At 51.2% G+C, this 19,675-nt stretch carries 18 protein-coding genes; 14 read left to right on the forward strand and 4 right to left on the reverse strand.

Translation table 11 applies throughout. The features are described from left to right. Positions 1 to 445 precede the first annotated feature (445 nt). The 10 genes from K1718_RS09660 to K1718_RS09700 all read left to right on the forward strand — a co-directional run bounded on the left by K1718_RS09660 (position 446) and on the right by K1718_RS09700 (position 8,927). Positions 446 to 871: a hypothetical protein gene (locus K1718_RS09660; RefSeq protein ID WP_265684129.1), complete on the forward strand. Its 426-nt coding sequence runs from the start codon at positions 446 to 448 to the stop codon at positions 869 to 871. A gap of 242 nt (positions 872 to 1,113) precedes the next feature. Next, positions 1,114 to 3,270 (forward strand): collagen-like domain-containing protein, encoded by a 2,157-nt coding sequence (locus K1718_RS09665; RefSeq protein ID WP_265684132.1) that lies wholly within the window; start codon positions 1,114 to 1,116, stop codon positions 3,268 to 3,270. Beyond that, positions 3,267 to 3,779 (forward strand): hypothetical protein, encoded by a 513-nt coding sequence (locus K1718_RS09670; RefSeq protein ID WP_265684134.1) that lies wholly within the window; start codon positions 3,267 to 3,269, stop codon positions 3,777 to 3,779. The genes K1718_RS09665 and K1718_RS09670 overlap by 4 nt, the downstream gene beginning before the upstream one ends. Before the next feature lie 88 nt (positions 3,780 to 3,867). Next, positions 3,868 to 4,602, forward strand: a complete 735-nt coding sequence (locus tag K1718_RS09675; RefSeq protein WP_265684137.1) for a TylF/MycF/NovP-related O-methyltransferase — start codon at positions 3,868 to 3,870, stop codon at positions 4,600 to 4,602. Positions 4,603 to 4,681: 79 nt separating this feature from the next. Continuing rightward, positions 4,682 to 4,897 carry a DUF7940 domain-containing protein gene (locus K1718_RS09680; RefSeq protein WP_265684140.1) on the forward strand — a complete coding sequence of 72 codons (216 nt, stop codon included), beginning with the start codon at positions 4,682 to 4,684 and terminating at the stop codon, positions 4,895 to 4,897. Further along, positions 4,887 to 5,351: a lysozyme gene (locus K1718_RS09685; protein WP_265684143.1), complete on the forward strand. Its 465-nt coding sequence runs from the start codon at positions 4,887 to 4,889 to the stop codon at positions 5,349 to 5,351. Before K1718_RS09680 ends, K1718_RS09685 begins: the two co-directional genes overlap by 11 nt. Next, positions 5,351 to 5,704, forward strand: coding sequence for a hypothetical protein (locus tag K1718_RS09690; RefSeq protein ID WP_265684144.1), 354 nt, complete (start codon positions 5,351 to 5,353; stop codon positions 5,702 to 5,704). The genes K1718_RS09685 and K1718_RS09690 overlap by 1 nt, the downstream gene beginning before the upstream one ends. 245 nt (positions 5,705 to 5,949) lie before the next feature. Continuing rightward, on the forward strand, positions 5,950 to 6,168 hold the full coding sequence (locus K1718_RS27510; RefSeq protein ID WP_371419582.1) for a DUF6127 family protein: 219 nt from the start codon (positions 5,950 to 5,952) through the stop codon (positions 6,166 to 6,168). A gap of 368 nt (positions 6,169 to 6,536) precedes the next feature. Further along, positions 6,537 to 7,136, forward strand: coding sequence for an FMN-dependent NADH-azoreductase (locus tag K1718_RS09695; protein WP_265684147.1), 600 nt, complete (start codon positions 6,537 to 6,539; stop codon positions 7,134 to 7,136). A 708-nt stretch (positions 7,137 to 7,844) separates the two neighbouring features. Then, positions 7,845 to 8,927, forward strand: coding sequence for a DUF2336 domain-containing protein (locus tag K1718_RS09700; protein ID WP_265684150.1), 1,083 nt, complete (start codon positions 7,845 to 7,847; stop codon positions 8,925 to 8,927). A 74-nt stretch (positions 8,928 to 9,001) separates the two neighbouring features. On the opposite strand, the gene K1718_RS09705 is transcribed toward K1718_RS09700, so the two are convergent. Continuing rightward, complete coding sequence (locus tag K1718_RS09705) at positions 9,002 to 9,628, reverse strand: LysE family translocator (protein WP_265684152.1); 627 nt, start codon at positions 9,626 to 9,628, stop codon at positions 9,002 to 9,004. Positions 9,629 to 9,678: 50 nt separating this feature from the next. On the opposite strand from K1718_RS09705, the gene K1718_RS09710 reads away from it, so the two are divergent. Both K1718_RS09710 and K1718_RS09715 read left to right on the forward strand, forming a co-directional pair. Next, positions 9,679 to 10,503, forward strand: coding sequence for an extensin-like domain-containing protein (locus K1718_RS09710; protein WP_265684156.1), 825 nt, complete (start codon positions 9,679 to 9,681; stop codon positions 10,501 to 10,503). Positions 10,504 to 10,575: 72 nt separating this feature from the next. Continuing rightward, positions 10,576 to 11,796 (forward strand): alanine racemase, encoded by a 1,221-nt coding sequence (locus K1718_RS09715; RefSeq protein ID WP_265684158.1) that lies wholly within the window; start codon positions 10,576 to 10,578, stop codon positions 11,794 to 11,796. Between the two features lie 97 nt (positions 11,797 to 11,893). On the opposite strand, the gene K1718_RS09720 is transcribed toward K1718_RS09715, so the two are convergent. Beyond that, positions 11,894 to 12,331 (reverse strand): BA14K family protein, encoded by a 438-nt coding sequence (locus K1718_RS09720; protein ID WP_265684160.1) that lies wholly within the window; start codon positions 12,329 to 12,331, stop codon positions 11,894 to 11,896. Positions 12,332 to 12,512: 181 nt separating this feature from the next. Here K1718_RS09720 and K1718_RS09725 point away from each other — a divergent pair, with 181 nt between their 5' ends. After that, complete coding sequence (locus tag K1718_RS09725) at positions 12,513 to 13,289, forward strand: HugZ family pyridoxamine 5'-phosphate oxidase (protein ID WP_265684162.1); 777 nt, start codon at positions 12,513 to 12,515, stop codon at positions 13,287 to 13,289. Between the two features lie 334 nt (positions 13,290 to 13,623). After that, the gene (locus tag K1718_RS27515; RefSeq protein ID WP_418068115.1) at positions 13,624 to 14,247 is read left to right on the forward strand and encodes a DUF1062 domain-containing protein; all 624 of its coding nucleotides are present in this window, start codon (positions 13,624 to 13,626) and stop codon (positions 14,245 to 14,247) included. A gap of 165 nt (positions 14,248 to 14,412) precedes the next feature. Here K1718_RS27515 and K1718_RS09730 read toward each other — a convergent pair whose 3' ends face one another. Both K1718_RS09730 and K1718_RS09735 read right to left on the reverse strand, forming a co-directional pair. Continuing rightward, positions 14,413 to 17,997, reverse strand: a complete 3,585-nt coding sequence (locus K1718_RS09730) for a hydantoinase B/oxoprolinase family protein (RefSeq protein WP_265684165.1) — start codon at positions 17,995 to 17,997, stop codon at positions 14,413 to 14,415. Between the two features lie 141 nt (positions 17,998 to 18,138). Continuing rightward, positions 18,139 to 19,605, reverse strand: a complete 1,467-nt coding sequence (locus K1718_RS09735; protein ID WP_265684169.1) for a glycosyltransferase family 39 protein — start codon at positions 19,603 to 19,605, stop codon at positions 18,139 to 18,141. Positions 19,606 to 19,675 lie beyond the last annotated feature (70 nt).

Here is a 19,675-nt window from a genome sequence, read left to right on the forward strand (position 1 = left end):
TAGATGATCATGTAATTGATATCATAGGGTTTGATGATCCGATTGTGGAGCATGAGTAATTTTTGTACTTTTTTTGTCGAAAAAATAGTAATTAGGAATATTTGTCAAATATGAAATCGCTATTTTATGTATTTAATTTGAATAGATTCAATTGAGTAAACAAATTTTTTCCATCGAAAACACATGCTGAGTTGTTCAACTGATTTTGTACCAAAGCTTGCCGTTGATAGCTGGAGCACGGAAAGCAAGCAGTTACAACGTAAGCTAGGACTGTAAGGCGAGAGCGGCAGAGCGATCGGTAAACCATGGATTTGGAAGCGGCTTTAAAGCATTCGACGTCGCGGCGAGAAAAGACACTGCTGAGAGATAGGATTCGGCGTGTCAAAGATGCAGCTCAAAAGGCGAAGTCCGGGGAAGCTCACAGTCGACGTGGAAAGGGCGCGAGATGACCGATTTGAAATGGGAATGGATCCCTGGAATTGGCGTGGGACCAATGAAGTTTGGTGCACCGATCAAAAACTTTATCGAACGATTTGAATTGAAGCTCCATGTGCCGGAAGGGACAACGCCGGAGGAATGGGGGAGCTATATTATTCAGGACTTTGTAAAATCGGTGACAACCGAACATGGACTGATTCAAACTGTTGAATGTGAAGACTATTTTGGGTTTCGCGGCAAAAACCTGATTGGAATGTCCGAGGAGGAACTCATCGCGCATATGGGAAGCGACCCTGACAAGATCGGCGTGGGCGTCCTTTATGAAAATGGTTCGGTTCAGACGCCCTTCGATTACGACGCTCTCGGTTTGATAGTGTGGTTCGAAGATGAAAAGCTGATCAGTGCGGCGGCAATGGAGATCATAGACGACTGATGTGTTTTGATCTTAAATAATACTCTAGCTTCAATATTGGTTTTTAGAAATTAGATAGTATTTTTTGGTAAAATTATATTCTTTCTATCTTTTTTAAAATATATTATGAATTAAATTTTGATGTTATAATAAATTTTTGCACTTTACTCATAAGTAAACTCACGTCCCACTCGATTTTTCTGTCGGTGGGTTGCGTTTGGTGAAGCTTTGCTTCACGTGAGCACTCTCTAGGAAAATCAAATATGACAATAGCAGCTTTGGAAGAAGGCCGCGTCCAGGTGATGGGCGACGGTGTGACGGATCGTGCCGATCTGCCGTTCCAGTTTGTCGATGAACGCAATCTTCAGGTCACCCATACGGATGCTCAAGGGTCAACCACCCTTTGGGAATATCAGCAGTCACCGGGCAACTGGTATTTTACAGGCGGTGATTTCTCTACCGGTACGGTCCATTTTACAGCGGCTGATCTTCAAATTGACGAAAAGCTGACAGTGATCCTGGTCAGCGACTACGATCAGCCTTACAGCCTTGCTGGCGGCGAGATTGACCCGGCCGTCATGGAAAGGGCGATGGATCGCACAGCGATCAACATGCAGTCGGTTGCTGCCCGTGCTTTGATTGAGAAAAACGGCGGTTATGATCTGGCAAACCGCCGGTTGATCAATGCGCTTGAGGCAAATGAAAATTCTGATGTGCCAACATTGCAGCAGGTGTTGGAAATCGCTCAATTGCCAGGAGAGCAGGGACCTAAAGGACCGGTTGGCAATCAGGGGCCTTCCGGCCCGCAAGGAGCTGAGGGGCCGCAAGGGGCGCAAGGCCCGCAAGGCGAGCGTGGGCCACTTGGCTATGAAGGTCCGCGCGGTCCAACCGGATTTCAGGGGCCGGAAGGTCCAAGAGGCCCGGAAGGGCCAGCCGGTCCGACAGGGTCACAAGGCCTCATTGGTCCACAAGGCCCGCAAGGGCCGGAAGGACCGGTGGGAAAAGCATTTGAGCCTGATGCTTCCGGTTTGACCGCTGATCGAGCCGCCTACAATGCGGAGCCGGCGAATTTCTCGTTTCTCGATGTGGAAGTTGGCGAGGTATACTGGAAGCTTTCAAACGCGGTCGGTGCCTGGTCTGTTGGCGTTCCTTTCGGCCGTGGCCCGCAAGGGTTGCAAGGCACACAGGGGCCGCAGGGTAATCCCGGCCCGGTTGGCATGAACCACCGGGGAGTATGGTCAAATCTGGTTGCCTATGATCCGAACGACACGGTTTCCTATGACGGGTCTTACTTTCTGTGTGTGGCAGGTCATACCAATGTGACGCCCGATGATGCTTCGGCCGAATGGGATCTGGTCGCGGCCAAGGGCGAGCGGGGTTTACAAGGTCAACAGGGTATTCAGGGGCCGGAGGGTCAACAGGGGGCCCAGGGGCCGGAAGGCATTCAGGGAATTCAAGGCGATCAAGGCTTGCAAGGTCCGCAAGGAGCGCAAGGCCCTCAAGGCGCAACGGGCGATCCGGGCTTGACCTACATGGGCCTTTGGTCTTCGGGCGTTACCTATAACGCAGATGAAACGGTGACCTATAACGGCTCATCCTACATTTCGTTGCGGGTCAACGTTGGCCAGAACCCTAGTATCTCGCCTGATGATTGGGGTTTGATTGCGGCGAAGGGGGATATTGGACCGCAGGGACCGCAAGGAGATCCGGGGCCGACAGGGGACATTTCGGCAAATACCGAATGGCAGGACAGCTATGAAGCCCGGTTCGGCAACAGTGCTGACATGCGGCTACAGCACGACGGCAACAACTCATTCATCAACAATTACACTGGCCGACTGTACATTATTAGCCGTCGTCATGGTGGCGATGTAGAGATTGGCACCGAGAAAACTGACGGCACCTATCGATCAGCTATGTATGTCGCCAACGGCGGTAACATCGACTTCCGGTACGATGGTTCGCACAAGATGCGGATCGATGGTTCGGGCTCAACAGTCTATGGTCGACTCCATGCTACGGACATGATGTATGTCGGTAACAATGGTGGCGGTGACAGTTGGCTTCAGTTCTATGACGATAACTCCAACACTTGGCGATATCTCGGTTGGGACGATAGTGCAAACAGCTTTGTGCTTGAAGAAAATGATGGTGGTACGCACAAGATTGCGTCGGTCTATGATGGATCGAGCCACAGCAATACAAACTTTCCGATTGGTACCTGCCTTATTGTCGCTTCTGGTTCCCATTTAAACCGAAATGCAAACCGGCCGCTCTACGTCTACACCGGACATAACTACGCTTGGGTAGATAGTTCATGGAACTCCAGTGAGCGTGGGAGTCAACTCACGGGCACTTGGCGCCAAAAAGGGAATTTCGCCGGCGGCAGCATCCTGCACCTTATGCAAAGGATATCATGATGAACGCGAACATCATCGAATTTTATGGTTTCGATGCCCATTGGGAAACGGACCATTCTGAAACCGTAATGGCAAAAGTTATCGGAGCAGCGCACTATTGTGTCCAATACCCTGATGGGTCTAAAGAAGAACTTGTCACGGGTTTGCGACCGGGCGAGAATAACGCTTGGAATGTCAAAGTAATCGAATCCGCCCAAGCGTGGAAAGACAACGGCGGAATGATTCCAGAGTATGTGCCGTCTACGCCAGAAGAACTTCGTAAGTTTATGCAACCATTAACTGCATGCCAACTCCGGCTGGGTTTGATCAATGCGGATCTTACTTTCGCGCAGGTAGACAGCGCAATTGCTGCCATTGCCGATGAAACAGAGCGAACTGCGGCACAAATCGAATGGGAGTTTTCAAATGAGTTTCAGCGCACACAGCCATTAATCGTCTCAATTTTAACGACCATTGGTTTAACACCAGAAGAAGTTGACGATCTCTGGGCAGGGGCTCTGAATTCCTGAGGCCTTCTAGAGGGCTTAAAAAAAGGTTCTCACGATTTGCATGAAGTGATATCTCGCCCCTTACGACTGGAGATAGAAAGAGATCTAAATGGCATTCGGTATCGGACGGGCAATAAAAAAGAGATTCAAGGGGCAGGAGACACAGCCTTACGAATACGCCGCAGACAATTTTGCAGTTCGAAAGAAAAACCTGTCATTTATGGAAGATGACGCTTTTGCGTTCGCTTGGGACAAGGCTGTCGAAGGTAATCAAGCAGCGTGGGATGGTCGCTACAAAGATGTTCGATGGAGAGCACACACTGCGGTTTGGGCAGCGAAACACGGGCTTACACTTGAGGGTGATTTTGTCGAATGCGGCGTTTTTCTGGGTTCTCTTTCTTTAACAATCTGCCATTTTCTAAAGTTTTATCAAATTCCTAGAAACTTCTACCTCTTTGATACTTTCGAAGGGATCCCAGACGACGGGCAAGAGAAGACTAGGAAGCAGAACAAGCCCTATTTTGATTATTTTGATATCGCCAAGAATAACTTCTCTCAGTTTCCCAATGCTAAGCTAGTAAAAGGGGTTTTGCCTGAAACACTGAGCCAAGCTCCAATAGAAAAGATCGCTTATCTATCTGTTGACCTCAATCACGCTAAATATGAAAAAGAAGTCATGGCGGAGCTTTGGGATAGGATTGCTCGTTCTGCCATCGTTTTGATCGACGACTATGCTTTCAAGAACCACGAAGAGCAGTACGAAATGTGGAATGAGTTTGCTGCATCAAAGGGATGTTCGATACTTACGATGCCAACTGGTTCTGGAGTTTTGATAAAGCCCTAGGAGAACACGACTAATACTTAGTTTTTTTTTGAACAATAACCGCCTTTAGGGCGGTTTTTTTGTGCCTAAAGGATTCCGTATGAAATTGATAATCGGCTGGCGCCGTGTCCTGGCAAGGGCATGGAGCGTTCGCCTGATGCTGCTTGCTGCGCTTTTGTCTGGTGCAGAGGTGGCGTTGCCCTTCCTGGGCGACATCATCGAGCCGGGACGCCTGGCGCTTCTCTCAGCTCTTGCTACCGCCGGCGCATTCGTTGCCCGCATACTCGTTCAAAAGGACATGAAAGATGGGACGTAAATCCCGCCTGGCTGGAACTGTCGGCGTGGCCGCAATTGCTCTTGTGGGTGCTTGGGAAGGCCTGCGCCTGGTTGCCTATAAGGATGTCGTTGGAGTGCCAACCGTCTGTTACGGCGAAACTTACGGCGTGAAGATGGGGGACAGGCACACAAAGGCCGAATGTGACGCAATGTTGCTGGCCTCGCTCAAGAAACACGAGCGCGGCATGCGCAAGTGTCTGAAAAACCCTGACGCCATTCCTCCCAAGTCCTATGTCACGTTCGTGAGCTTGACCTACAACATTGGGGTAGGGGCCTTTTGCAGGTCAACAGCGCGCAAGCGTCTGAACAGTGGCGATTACAAAGGCGCTTGCAATGCGGCCACCTGGTTCAACAAGGCAGGCGGCCGAACGATCAAGGGCCTGGTCAACCGCCGCACGGCAGAGCACAGGATGTGCCTGGAAGGCCTTAAATAATGGGTCTGGCCACCTGGATCCTTCAGAGCCGCGCCGCTTGTTCAGCCCTTGCCATTGCCGCCGTTCTGGGCGGCATTTTCATTTGGCATCAGGTCGACAAGTCGAGCGCGGTTCGAAAGGCCATTGTTGAATACGTGGCAGAGGCGGAATTGACCGCAGCACGTGTTCAGCTTGAAGAATTGAAACGCCGCAAGGTCGTTACCGATCGAGCCAATCGGCGCTTTCTCTCCCTAATTGAAAAGGCCAACGTGGAAGCGGAAGCCGCATCACAGGAGTTGGAGCATTATGTTTCGACTGTGGAGGACAGTTGCGTTGTGCAGCCTGATCTTATTGAGCGGTTGCGCAACCGTTGACGATCGATTGCGAGCGGCCGCAACGCAAACCGCAGAGACACAGGCAACCAGAGAGTTGCCCGACTATCCCGCAGACTGCCGGAAGAAAGAACGCTCTGGCGTTCGAGAAGGCGAGCCGCTGGACCTTGCCTTGCTCCGCACCGATCAGGCGCTAGAACGAGCAAATGCCCGCGTTCAGCGATGTCGTCAATGGTACCAAACAGTTCAAATAGGATTTCGAGGAGAGGAAATTGACTGAAGATCAGTTGCGAGAGGTTGCGCGTGAAAGTGGGGCTGAAGGGGCACGAGAAGTTTTACGGACTCTAGGCGTGGACGTCGATCAACCGTTGGAAGCCCAGAAAGATATGCATTTTCTCCGCGATCTTCGGAAAGGAACGTCGAGCGTCAAAGGGAAAATTATCAATACAGTTATTGGCGCTTTGGCCCTTGCGGGATTGTATAGAATCCTAACCGGGTTGAGATAGCGAACCCATTTCTGTTCAAAGTTCCAGCGCCAAACTCTTGGTGTTCTGCCGAGTTTAGGGGGCTATGCGTAGTGCGCAAGAATGCCACCAGATTACGGGAAATAGATTTTCTTAGAGGTAGGTGACAATTTTGAAGATACAAAAGTCCGTTGTTCGACCCACCAATTCACCTCGTTTCACCTCAGCGTCCAACGAACAGGGGTTGGTGCACATCAGAATTCTGATCTGATTTCAGGTTTACAAGAATTCGACATCAGTCGAGTCAACACACTGTTCAATAAAACAGACCTAGTTTTCAAAAAATACGGATATTATCTCAAATTTTGAAACGACCCTTTCGATAACAGCGGTCGTAACTGGAGATTGAGATGCAAAACTTGGGAAAAACGATCCTTCATATCGATGCCTCAGCACGTGCCGAGGGCTCCGTGTCTCGGGAACTTACAGAGGCGCTGGTAAAGAGCATGCTCGAAAAGTTCAAAGACACCAAGATGTTGCGGCGAGATGTCTCGCAAGGCCTGCCGTTTTTGGACGAAGCGTGGGTGGAAGCTAACTTCACAGATACAGCATCGCGCACTTCGGACCAGCGTATGAAGTTGGCACTGTCAGATACGCTTGTGAATGAGCTAAAGTCAGCTGACACGATCGTAATAGGCACTCCGATTTACAATTTTTCCATACCAGCGGCCTTGAAGGCCTGGATCGATCTTGTCGCGCGTGCTCGAGAGACCTTTAAATACACCGACAATGGTCCCATTGGCCTGTTGGAGGGTAAGAAAGCAATCGTTGTTGTGGCGTCGGGTGGTACAAAGGTTGGATCTGAAATTGATTTTGCCTCTAACTATTTGAAACATGTTCTGGGATTTCTCGGTATCACCGATGTTGAAGTAATCGCAGCCGACCAGCTTATGATCGATCCAACACGACGTCAGGCTGCTTTGACCGCATCGTTGCAGTCGGCTGCGTAACGGTGGACTGTTCGCCACGAGTGCTTCTGCTGAATTTCAGGGAATGCAACCTATAAGAGTGCGCAATGTGCTTTTGGAATTTAGGCAAAGTGATCAGCTTAACCTGTTCAAGGCTCGTTACCGCTTGCCGATGCAGTTGAAAGATAATTTAACCAATTCGCACAACTGACCGGCCGACACCTTCTGGTGCGGCTGGCAGCTAAGTCGCGATTAACACGTTGGATTGGCTCTTGTTCAGGTCGTCAATGATATAACGGCCTATGTTCTCTCTCTTTTTTGGTTGAAGCTAAATTAGCCCAACCACGATTGCAGCCAAAAAGGCGAAAGCTGCAAGGAAGGCAATCACATTCAGGTTTCGTACTAGGGTCATCTGCCCGCTCCCGATTACCTCTGTCTGACTTATCAATATTAAGTCAGCGATTTGTGGAAGCGAAGCAAAAAAGATGCTGCAATGCAATGAAGTAATGCTCGTACGGGTTGTTTCGGATGTCGAAAAAATAAGTAACTTATTGAAAGAAAAAGATACATTGCGTGAATGCAAAGATGCTCGCTTTTTCTGACTATTGACGTTGATAATTTACGCTCTCGCTTGAATTTCGCCACACTTCGAGACTGCTTCGACACCCCGCATTCCATTCGACATCGGTAGCGGAGTGTTAACGAGAGATTGGTAATCTGCTCTTACGCGAGATGCGCGTTGGAGCTTTGATGTTCAGTCTTACAAAATTATCAGAACTGGCTAGAGACCCCAGTGCGTCAGGGCGCAAGAGCTTGATAACGACGTTGACCGATTTGTTCGTCAGCAGCCGTGATGATCGCGACGAACAGATCAGCCTGCTCTTTGGTGACATCGTTCTGAAAGTCCTCGGCCAACTTGAAGAAGAAACGCGGATTATATTGGCAAAGCGTGTCTGTCGTGAAAAAGATGCACCAAATGAGCTGATGGTCAAACTGGCAAGCGACAAAATCGACGTCGCCGAGCCGGTTCTGGAACACTCACCCGTTCTGACGTCTGAGGACCTTGTTACGATAGCGTCTTCTGCTTCTATGGATCATCTTGGAGCGATCGCCGGACGAAAATCTGTCGACAAGTCGGTCACGGAGGTTTTGGTTGATCGAGGGGACTCCAAGGTTCTCAGCAAAGTTGCCAACAACCAGGGTGCCGAGTTTGCAGATGCTTCATTTTTAAAGCTGGTCGAGAAAGCTCGGTCTGATGAGGCCATCCAAGCAGCGCTCATAGATCGGAGTGACCTTCCAGACGAGGCCGGACGCGCGCTGTTACCGTTTTTGACTTCAGAACTGAAGAACCGTGTCAGTGCGCTTGGCGCTGACAGCACACTTGTTCAGCTTATGGCGGAGAGGGCAGCGACTGAAGTTGCTGCACGCACTCAAAAGTTGGACGAAGCACGTGAGCAATCAAACGCGATGATAAAAGACGTCATCGCAAAAAAAACAAAGGTGGATGACGCTGTTACTGCCTTCGCTCGCGCGGATAGAACGGCTGAGCTTGGGATGTTGCTTGCAAAGTTGAGTGGTCTCCCATCCGCAGCGGTCTCGCAGCTTCTCTTCAGTACAAGCGATAAGCCGCTCATCATTGTCTGCAAAGCCAATGGCGTGACCACCGAAGCCTTCAAAGATATTCTCACGATGCGTGCGCGGCGTTTGCGACTGGGGGGATCCGAACTCAATTCGGCAATCCAAAGATACGCGGCTCTGAGCGAAGCTGGTGCGATGAGGTCCTTGCAGGCGATCAAGCAGGGTGGGTCATCATTCGGTCTGACGAGTTCCTAAAGCGGAACACTTACAATTCACTGACATGTCCGACCACACATACGATTGTGCCCGGAGGATTTCTCAGTAAGAGGTCAACCGGAAGATCTTTGAATTGTCGCAGTCATTGCAGCTGCGGATATCAGGAAACCACCACCTATACGGTTGACCAGACGCATGAGTGTAGGGCTTCGAAGCTTGGTGCCAATTGCAGCTGCTGCCAATGCATAGATTGCGGCATTGAGAATACCAAGAATAACAAAAGTGGATCCCAATAGGATCAATTGAGGTGTTACAGCCGCTTGCGGAGCGATAAAGTGCGGCAGGAACGCCATAAAGAATACGATCCCCTTTGGATTCAATGCGGTTACGACATACGCGTGCCAAAAAATCTTCTTGGCTGGAACGTCTTCGACCTCGTGGGGGCCCAATGCCGCTGGCCGGCTGCGCCACATCTTGATGCCCAACCAAACGAGATATGCAGCGCCGATCCACTTGAGAATCGCAAAGGCAGTCGCGGAGGTGGCCAGAATAGCTCCTAGTCCCATCAACGAGACTATTGCAGCAGTTGCATCACCCAATCCGACGCCCATCACACTGGCCGCAGCTGACTTACGTCCTTGCGAGAGCGCGTAGCTTACCACAAGCATGATTGTTGGTCCGGGGACGGCAAGTACAATTAGCGTGGCGGCCACATAAGCTACATAAAGTTCCAGTGTCATAGGATCTGCCTTGTTGAATGGATACCGAGTCTATGCTCGGGGCAAGGCGAATGCAATTGGTGGCGCTTGCCGGACAGGGATTGAGGATAGACGTGAATCACAAAGTTTCGGTTCTGGTTATTTGGACTTTACTGGGTCACTTCTCTGCTGCTGTCTTGCCAGGTCAGGCAACGCCTGTTCCTGAAACAAAACCACTTTTCGACCTCAACAGTATTGGGTTTATTGAGGGAGTTGACGTTCCATCCGCGAAACCGAAACTGGAAGAGATAGTGCCAACACCAGAACCACAACAGACCACTCCGGAAAGAGTTCCGTGTATCATCCCCAATGTCACATTTATGGAATTGAAACCGATTTCTGGCGCAATGCGTGAAGGCCAACTGGACGACTTGGCGTGCGGAATATCGGACCCCGTCAGGATTGAGAGTGTTTCGACAATCAAGCATAAGGTTGAGTTTTCTGTTCCTGTTACGATTTCTTGTGAGTTCGCGAAGGTTGTTGCCGTGTGGTTACAGGAAGACGTTGTCCCTATGGCCGTGGACAGCCTGGGCACTTCTGTTTCGGTCTTACAAAGTGGACCAGGATACCAGTGTCGCCGGCGCAACAACCTGCCGGATGGAAAGTTGTCCGAACACGCTCTTGGGAATGCGCTCGACATTTCTCATTTCAAATTCGGTAACGGAACGATCATCTCGGTTGAAGACGACTGGGGAAAACGCACAAAGGAAAGCAATTTCCTAGACCGCATTCATGCTTCAGCCTGCAAGAGATTTACAACAGTTCTTGGACCTGAAGCAGATCCAAACCACAAGTCCCATATTCACCTTGACGCCGGCTGTCACGGTCAGGACTGCACCTATATTATTTGTCAGTAGTATCGCGATGCCTTGCAAATCCGGCTCAAGCTTGTTCCCTTTGGCAACTGTTACCGTGTTTTGGGGACGTTTATGGACCGATATTCAACCGCAGTCGATGCCGCGCTCGATCTTCGCCCAGATCAGCCGATTTATTGTTTCCGGCCCAGTGTTTTGCGCCAAGACGCTCAAAATTTTCAGTCATTGTTTCCGGGAAAAACCGCTTATGCGGTCAAAACCAACGGTGAACCGTTTGTTCTAAATGCACTTTCAGATGCTGGCATAGACTGTTTTGACGTGGCATCTCCTGCAGAGTTCGCGGCGGTTCGGGCTGCAGCACCGGAGGCCGAGTTGCTCTACATGCATCCGATCAAAGCTCAATCGGATATTCGGCTAGCGCTCGAAGGCTATTGTATTCGTACGCTTTCTCTGGATCACGAAGATGAAGTTGCCAAAATACTTCGTATTGTCCGGGGATTGGACATCGATCCTCAGAAGATAACCCTGTATGTGCGTATCGCCACAAAGGGGCATGCAGCATACGAATTGTCGAAGAAATTTGGAGCCGCTCCCGGGCACGCTGTTGAGCTTTTGAAGCGGATTGATCGGATCGGCTTCAAATGCGGGTTGTGCTTTCACGTCGGTAGCCAAATTGAGGAACCGGAGACATACGAACGCGCATTGGCTTCTGCGGATTGGATCAGATCGAGAGCCAACGTGCCAAACGTTGGATTGGACATAGGTGGTGGGTTTCCGGCCGTTTATGGAAATGACCCGCGCAAAAAAGCACGAGAGATGCCTTCTTTGGAGGAGCTCATGGGTCAGCTCAACAATGACATTGTTGAATGGCAGTTTGGAGGAGTTCCGCTTGTGGCAGAGCCTGGTAGAGTGATTGTCGCCAGATCGATTTCACTCATCGTTCGTGTTTTGCTGAGAAAGGGACGACGTCTTTATATAAATGACGGAATTTGGGCTTCTCTTTCAGATAGCTGGACTGGAAAGATTACCTTGCCGGCACGTTTCATCCCGGATCCCGCACGGCGCACAAGGTCAGGGCGTGCGGATAAAATCGTACCCTACAAGGTTTGCGGTGCGACCTGTGACAGTGTCGACATCCTTTCCAGACCCTTTTGGCTCCCTGAGACCGTTGACACAGGTGACTGGATCGAAATCGGGCACATTGGTGCTTACAGCCTGTCGCTTCGTACGAAATTCAACGGTTTTTATCCTGACAAGGTCATAGAGGTTTCAGAACCTTTCGACGCCGGTGAAGCTCCAGAGGGTTTTGCGTCCATCGAAACCATGGCTGACTGATCAGTGCAAAAAAGGAAGCAACGAGCAGTGGTCAGTTCGGCTGACCGGTAACCCGTTGCCCTGAGTTGACGGGGCTTCATTCTTCAAAGTCTGACTGCTATTGGCAGAAGCGCTGGACACCGCGATATGTCATGTAAGTGCCGGTCGACGGGTTGAATGACCGATATTTAGATGAACAATACTGGTACCAGGCTGGGCTCCAAGGTTGATAGCCCACATTGCCGTGAACATGACCCGGGTATGGTGCCGGCGGATAGTAGTTCCTCTGAGGAGGTGCCGCGTAACTTGGCTGACTTGTTGCTCCGAGGAGAATGGCGCCCGCAGCAAGGCCGATTACGCCAGCCGCAACTGCTGCTCCGAGATTGTCATTGTTCTTGTGACGCTTGTGCTTGCGGTGCTTTCTGTGGTGGTGATGGTGGCCGCCACCATGGTCTCGCCAGCCATGCCGAGATCCTGCTTCGGCAGTCACGACAGTTGGTACGAGGAGGACCCCGGTCAGCGCTGTTGCAATAAGGCGTTTGCTCATCTTGTTCATCGGTTCTTTCTCCAATGGCCTGCGCCTTTTCAATTGGCGCCGTAGCTGATGTTCGCAAAATCGCACAAGTGCTCTGAACCACTTCTGAGAAGTCCGTTCATCTGAGGTTCAGGTTTCTGCTATGGAGTGGCATTGTGAGCAGCACATGCCTAATGGGTTTTGATGAAACTGGATAGCAATCGTGACGAATTCAGAAAGTTCAGGCCAAATCCAGAAATCTGTTATTCGAGAGACAACAAATGAGGCTCTCAGACATGCAAAGACTTTAATTCGAACCGCGCGCTTTGGAGCATTGGCGGCGAATGAAGCTGATACGGGTCATCCACTTGCGAGCCGAGTCGCAGTCGCGACTGACCTTGATGGTACACCAGTGATCTTGACCAGCGCATTGTCGGGACACAGCGCTGCTATATTACAAAATCCATCATGTTCTTTGCTGCTCGGTGAGCCTGGCAAGGGCGATCCGCTGGCCCACCCCAGAATTTCACTGTTCTGCAAAGCTGTCCGTATTGAGCGCACATCAGACATTCATGAACGTTTGCGTAGCCGCTATCTCGCTCGTCATCCAAAGGCAGAGCTTTACATTGACTTTGGCGACTTCTGTTTTTTTCGATTGGAGATGCTGCGTGCCAGTCTCAACGGCGGCTTCGGAAAGGCCTACGAGTTGGGTTCCGAAGATCTTTTGACAGAAGTGGTGGACTTGGAGGCTTGGGCCGCAATGGAAAGCAGCGCGATCGAGCATATGAATTCCGACCACGGAGACGCTGTCAAGCTTTACGCAGAAGTTCTATGCAAGGCCCAATCTGCGAGTTGGAGACTTGCTTGTCTTGATCCTGAAGGCCTGGATCTGGTCGCAGGCGACAAAGTTGAAAGGCTTTTCTTTCTCAGCCGCTTAGAGCGTTCTGAAGAACTGCGGCCAACGTTAGTGGATTTAGCGAAGCAGGCGCGAAGCGCCTAACAAATTGATCCTAAGTGTTGTTTCTGCGCCTGATTGCACTTGAATCTATCACTCTGGATGGATATCGAATTGATGGCTTTCAATCAGGACGTCTAAATTGCCTACGATTTAACCGGTCTTCGATCCCGCACCTGCGCTTCTAGCGCGCACTACGACTTGTTCGTCAATGTGGCGGATCGGGACCGGTATGGCTTGTCCAGACCGTATCTGAGCCTTTTGATACGCCACCGATATCTCCAAATAGCCAGACCGTGGGTCTGCAAAATCGGGTGAACCCGTTTGCACGACCGTCCCGTACGTCTGTTGGCGGACTTCCTTCAGGAAGACCAACGGAATGTCATCGGATACAGAAATCGAATGGACCATTCGAGGTTCGCAAACACTTGAAATCAACCGTCACTGCAGTCGCTGCACCACAGAAAGATCTTTTACCTCAACACAAAAATTCCGTCTGAATGCAAACGGAAGTCGATTGGATGCGTGGCTCATCTATAGATGCCAAATTTGCGGCAAGAGATGGAAATGCAGCGTCTTTGAAAGAAGGCCTGTTTCAAGTGTGGGACAGCGCGACTTACACGCGCTACAAAGCAATGATCCTGCATATGCTGAGCAACAAGCCAAGGTCATTGCTTCAGTATCAAAATCGAAGCTCGGGAAGGCGACCTGCTGCTTTCAACTTGAGAGAAGGCTCGTTCTCATCTCAGACACTGCGCGCTCCAAGGTACGGCTTGTCATTTTCAACCCCGAAATGCTTCGGGTCAGACTGGACACCGTTCTGGCAAGAGGGCTTTGCCTGTCACGCAAACAGATAGTCAAACACGCGGCCGCGGGTCTTTTTCGCATTCGAGGCCACGAGGTGAACACAGCGAAATGCCTTAAGAAACCAGTCGCCCGCGAAGTCTGGATTGAGTTTGAAAGCGCAGCAAAATTGCAACTCTTCAGATTGTCTGAACCGTAAGGGACGTTTTTGCGTGCGTTGGCAAAAAGGCACTGGATCTTGCAATGCAATCAAATGCAACAGTCGTGTTGTTTTTCCAAACGCCCTAAAGCAGGTGTTCCCTTTCGAAGCATTTCATGAACAAAGCCACCAAGCGGCGGCTTTGTTCTTTGAGAATAGACTGGGTCAGGCAGTACCCCAACCTCCCGCTGTAGGGGTAATGACCGTGACAGCTTCACCGGCATCCAGTTCAGTCTGGTCACAACCTTCCAGTATCTCGATACTTCCGTCCTTTCGGCGAACTTCGGTTCTACCAACTTCGCCATCGCTGCCACCGTCGAGCCCTTTCGGGGTGATAGTCCGGTGAGACGCCAGAATTGAACAGTCCATTTTCTCAAGGAAACGAAGCGTACGGCGCGTGCCGTCACCTGCATTCCATTTTCCCCTCCCTCCCGAGGCTTTGCGAATGTGAAAGTCTTCAAGCAAGACCGGGAAGCGAAATTCGAGAACTTCAGGATCCGTGAGACGAGAATTTGTCATGTGGGTATGAACACCATCGGTGCCTTTGAAACCCGGACCAGCCGGTGAACCGGAGCAGATGGTTTCATAGTACTGGTAAGTGTCATTGCCGAAAGTCAGATTGTTCATGGTCCCCTGGGCATTGGCCATTGCCCCAAGTGCCGCAAATACAGCGTTGGTGACATGCTGGGATGTTTCAACATTTCCCGCTACGACCGCGGCTGGATAGGAAGGTCTCAACATGCACCCGTCAGGAATGACGATGTTGATCGGCTTCAGACAACCGGCATTCATCGGAATGTCACCCTCAACCATCACTCGGAAGCAATAGAGGATTGCCGCGCGTGTGACTGGTTCCGGTGCATTGAAGTTGTTTGGTTTCACCGCTGAGGTGCCTGTGAAATCCACCGTCGCTTCGCGCTTATTCTTGTCGACCGAGATTTTGACCTTGATCACCGCACCCTGGTCTGTCGGGTACTCATATTCGGAGTCCTTGAGCGCTTCGATCACGCGCCGGACGCTTTCTTCGGCATTGTCCTGAACATGTCCCATATAGGCCTGAACCACATCCAGGCCAAAGTGGTTGACCATCTTGTTCAGTTCCTGAATGCCTTTTTCGTTGGCGGCGATTTGTGCCGACAAGTCTGCGACGTTCTGGTGCGGGTTTCTTGCCGGATAGGTGTGATCGGTCAAAAGGTCAATGAGTTCCGCCTCGCAAAAACGCCCCTCATCGACAATCTTGAAGTTGTCGAACAGGACGCCTTCCTCGTCGACACTTGTCGCGCGCGGTGTCATTGAACCAGGGGCAGAGCCGCCAACATCGGCATGATGGCCTCTCGACGCAGACCAGAACAGAATCTCCTTTCCTTCATCGTCGAACACTGGGGACACGACGGTTATATCAGGCAAATGAGTGCCACCGTTGTAAGGTGCGTTTAGAGCGAAGACATCACCCGGCTTGATCTTACCTTTGTTCAATTTGATGACCGTTTCGACAGAACGGTCCATGGAACCCAAGTGCACAGGCATATGCGGTGCATTGGCAACAAGCGCCCCGTCGGCATCAAAGACTGCGCAGGAAAAGTCGAGGCGTTCCTTGATGTTGACCGAATAGGCCGTGTTCTGGAGCGTCACGCCCATCTGTTCGGCAATTGACATGAAGAGATTGTTGAAGACTTCCAGCATCACCGGGTCTGCATGGGTGCCAATTGCATCGGCCCTGACCAGAGGAACAACCCGCCGTAATATGACATGATCCTTGGTGTTGATTTCAGCCTGCCAGCCGTCTTCAACGGCGATCGTTGCATGCGCTTCAATAATCATGGCCGGCCCGGAAACACTCATGCCGGGTTTCAGCTCTTCACGTTTGAAAATGCCTGCCTTGTGCCAGCCGCTTTCTGAATAAATGTAAGTTGATGTCGCTGGTTTCGGCGTATCTGTTGAGAGATGGATGTCGGGTTCGACCAACCCTGCGCCGCCGCCTGCTGTTTCAACCTCCAACGCTTCGACCACAATCGGCTTGTTTTCGTAAGCAAAACCGAATTGCTTCTTGTGAGCGTCTTCAAACGCTGCACGCATTTCATCCACGCCGCCAAGTGGTACGGGCAAAGGTGTATCAGTACCGTCATATCGCAAGTGTGCCGTTGCGACCGTGCGCCGAGTGTCGGCAGGAATGGCCTGTTTATCTAGTTCTGCTTCGGTCTGGCTAGCCAATAGGTTTCGCAAACCAGCCAACTCGTGCAGGAGATCCTCGTTGAGCGTTTTCACGACAGCTTGCTGGCGATCTGCTCTGATATCCGCAAGGCCCATACCATAAGCCGATAGGATGCCGGAAAACGGGTGCAGTATCACCGTCTTCATGCCGAGGCTATCGGCCACTTTACAACCTGTCTGGCCACCGGCGCCGCCAAAGCAGGTCAGTGCATATTCGGTTACATCGTAACCTCTTTGAACCGAGATTTTCTTGATTGCATTGGCCATATTTTCGACGGCGATCTTCAGAAAGCCATCGGCAACTTCCTCGGGCGTACGGCCATCGCCGATACGCATCGCCAAGTCCGTGAACCTCTTTCTAACGATGTCGGCATCCAGCGCTTCGTCCTGGTTGGGGCCAAAGATCTTAGGGAAGAAATCTGGAGCCAGTTTGCCGGTCATGAGATTGGCATCGGTCACCGTGAGAGGTCCTCCACGGCGGTAACAGGCAGGGCCTGGATTGGCTCCGGCAGAATCCGGGCCAACCTGAAAACGGCCATCGGTATAGTGAAGGATGGACCCGCCACCAGCAGCAACCGTGTGGATCATCATCATGGGTGCGCGCATCCGCACCCCAGCGACTTCGGTTTCAAATGCCCGTTCGTAGTCGCCCTCAAAGTGGCAGACGTCGGTGGATGTGCCTCCCATGTCGAAGCCAATAATTTTCTCAAATCCTGCCATTCGAGAGGTTTCCACGGCGCCGACAACTCCACCGGCCGGGCCAGATAAGATGGCATCTTTGCCTTGGAAAAGGTCAGCTGCTGTCAATCCACCTGACGATTGCATAAACATCAGGCGAGGGCCGGTCCCTAGCTCTTCCTGGACCTGGTTCACGTAGCGGCGCAAAATCGGTGACAAGTACGCATCTACTACTGTGGTGTCCCCGCGCCCGACGAGTTTCATCAGTGGTGAAACTTCGTGCGAAATCGAAATCTGAGGAAAGCCGATGTCCTCAGCAATTTTTTTCAAAGACTTTTCGTGCGCTGGAAACGCGTAAGCATGCATCAAAACAATTGCGACAGAACGAATTCCTGCGTCCCAGGCCGATTGCATCTCGCGCCTTGCCTGGTTTTCATCCAGTGCGATTTCAACGACACCATCAGCTTGAACACGTTCAGAAATTTCATGAACCAGCTCATAGAGCAATTCGGGTTTGATGATTTCCTTCGCAAAGATCTGAGGTCGGGCTTGATAACCAATTTCCAAGGCATCTCGGAAGCCCTTGGTAATAAAGAGAGCGGTCCGTTCGCCTTTGCGCTCCAGGAGTGCATTTGTGGCAACGGTTGTGCCCATCTTCACCGTTGCGACTTTATCTGAAGGAATCGGTTGTCCCTGTTCGACGCCGAGCAGATCGCGAATGCCCTGAATGGCGGCGTCACGGTAGGCTTCCGGGTTTTCGGACAAGACCTTGTGAGGGTGAAGAGTTCCGTCCGGAGCCCGACCAACAATGTCAGTAAACGTGCCACCCCGGTCGATCCAAAAATCCCACTTGCCTGTCATTTTCTTCCCTCTAATTCTGCCGCTTTTATGCATCTGCGAGGCCTACTGTCAGAGCTCGCACCTTTCTAGAATGAGTTTATGTAGACATTTTATCGATAAAATGTCGATAAAAAAATCTCAATGACATCCCATTGATTGTTTTTATTGGTCTGTTGGCACCTTGAGCAATCTTAATCCGCTGGCGCCCCAGCCAAAGCGCTGGGCCGCGGGAGGCTGCGTATCGTTGGTGACTGCCTGGGTTGCTGCCTCGGTTTCTTCAGCATTGCTGTGAACGATAAGCAGCCAGCGTTCTCCACCTTTCTTGTCCAGTGACAATGCCGCAGGTTGCAAAGACTTGTCTTCTGCTCTGAAAGCATTCGGTTCTCGCAAGTAGTACTCAAGTGCAGGGGCTGCAAAGCCTTTGTATAGTGCCAGCTTGTCGTTCGGCATTCGCAGCTCTCGATAGTCCTGAACGATCTCCCGCCATTCAGGTCGGATTTTTTCCGTCAAAGTGAATCTCAGTTCAGAATAGGACAGCATCAAAGACGCAGTGATTAGCGCTGGCGGCAACAAACGGGGTTGAAGCGAACAAGCGCCAGCTGACGCGAGTAAAAGTAATCCGGGCCAGGCTGCTATCAGGTAGCGATCAAAGAGAATGGGCTGGACCAGCACGGAATACAGGTAAGCGAGGACAAGCGGCCCAAAGGTGTAAGCCAGCAACACAATCAGGTTCTGATTTGAGCGGGCAGTTTTCCCAGAACGCGTGGCCATTTCATAGATCGGCTTGACTGCGAAAACTCCTGCGAAGCCCAATAGTAGTGTGAAAAGCCCGAGTGATCCGGAGATCGCAAATGCTGTGTTCTTCAGGAATGTCAGGTCCGGGAATGCGATCCAGAAGCCGTCTGCCGCAACCGATTTCGCACGGCCTGCCAGGATCAGCAGCCACGGAAAAAAGGCAATTGTGCTTGCACTCATCGCAATACAGGCCGCAACGGCAGGAGATCCAGTCAGGGACCGGTTCCTGACGACATCGCGTAACGCATAAGCTGCACAGATCAAACCAACCGGTGCGAACGCCAAGAGCGCATAGATATGGCTGTAGAGAAAAAGAACACCAAAAACGGTGAGCAATGCGAGCCATTTGCGAGAAGGTTGCTTCAGCACGTTCAGCACCGAAAGCAAAAAGCCCAGTCCGCAGGTGGCCAACAGGGCATACATCCTGGCTTCCGTCGAATACCAGATGTGGAACGGCGAGAAACACAGCAAAGCAGCGGCCAAGAGGCCTAGCCGTTGGCTGCCAATGGACTTGCCAACCAGATAAGTGAGCCAGACAGCAATTGTTCCGAGGATTGCCGACGGAAGGCGCAGGGCGATTTCACTGTCGCCCAAAATCGGCATGGTCAGCCAAAGGATGATGTTGTGCAATGGCGGGTAGTTGTCGGCGGAAACGGCTGTGAGAAGCTCGGAGAAGCTCCCGTTGGATTGGCTCCAACTGACAGCTTCATCATACCAGAGACTGGTCCTGTCGAGATTAACAAAACGCAATGCCGCTGAAATCAGCAGCAATGCGGCCAGGGAGAGTGAATTGAAAACATTGCCTGTTTCCCCCCGCTTGTCTGTCTGCAGCACTTACACCTTCCTCGCCATCCAATTGCACGCGCGAACGCTAGCCAATCCTTTGGAGTTAGCAAAGCCAGAA

It is taken from the genome of Roseibium porphyridii (assembly GCF_026191725.2).
In the GTDB taxonomy this organism is placed as follows: domain Bacteria; phylum Pseudomonadota; class Alphaproteobacteria; order Rhizobiales; family Stappiaceae; genus Roseibium; species Roseibium porphyridii.

Bases quoted from the DNA above. Each gene is read 5' to 3' on its own strand.
- K1718_RS09660 (WP_265684129.1), top strand. From the start codon at position 446: ATGACCGATTTGAAATGGGAATGGATCCCTGGAATTGGCGTGGGACCA.
- K1718_RS09665 (WP_265684132.1), top strand. From the start codon at position 1,114: ATGACAATAGCAGCTTTGGAAGAAGGCCGCGTCCAGGTGATGGGCGAC.
- K1718_RS09670 (WP_265684134.1), top strand. From the start codon at position 3,267: ATGATGAACGCGAACATCATCGAATTTTATGGTTTCGATGCCCATTGG.
- K1718_RS09675 (WP_265684137.1), top strand. From the start codon at position 3,868: ATGGCATTCGGTATCGGACGGGCAATAAAAAAGAGATTCAAGGGGCAG.
- K1718_RS09680 (WP_265684140.1), top strand. From the start codon at position 4,682: ATGAAATTGATAATCGGCTGGCGCCGTGTCCTGGCAAGGGCATGGAGC.
- K1718_RS09685 (WP_265684143.1), top strand. From the start codon at position 4,887: ATGGGACGTAAATCCCGCCTGGCTGGAACTGTCGGCGTGGCCGCAATT.
- K1718_RS09690 (WP_265684144.1), top strand. From the start codon at position 5,351: ATGGGTCTGGCCACCTGGATCCTTCAGAGCCGCGCCGCTTGTTCAGCC.
- K1718_RS09695 (WP_265684147.1), top strand. From the start codon at position 6,537: ATGCAAAACTTGGGAAAAACGATCCTTCATATCGATGCCTCAGCACGT.
- K1718_RS09700 (WP_265684150.1), top strand. From the start codon at position 7,845: ATGTTCAGTCTTACAAAATTATCAGAACTGGCTAGAGACCCCAGTGCG.
- K1718_RS09705 (WP_265684152.1), bottom strand. From the start codon at position 9,628: ATGACACTGGAACTTTATGTAGCTTATGTGGCCGCCACGCTAATTGTA.
- K1718_RS09710 (WP_265684156.1), top strand. From the start codon at position 9,679: ATGCAATTGGTGGCGCTTGCCGGACAGGGATTGAGGATAGACGTGAAT.
- K1718_RS09715 (WP_265684158.1), top strand. From the start codon at position 10,576: ATGGACCGATATTCAACCGCAGTCGATGCCGCGCTCGATCTTCGCCCA.
- K1718_RS09720 (WP_265684160.1), bottom strand. From the start codon at position 12,331: ATGAACAAGATGAGCAAACGCCTTATTGCAACAGCGCTGACCGGGGTC.
- K1718_RS27515 (WP_418068115.1), top strand. From the start codon at position 13,624: ATGTCATCGGATACAGAAATCGAATGGACCATTCGAGGTTCGCAAACA.
- K1718_RS09730 (WP_265684165.1), bottom strand. From the start codon at position 17,997: ATGACAGGCAAGTGGGATTTTTGGATCGACCGGGGTGGCACGTTTACT.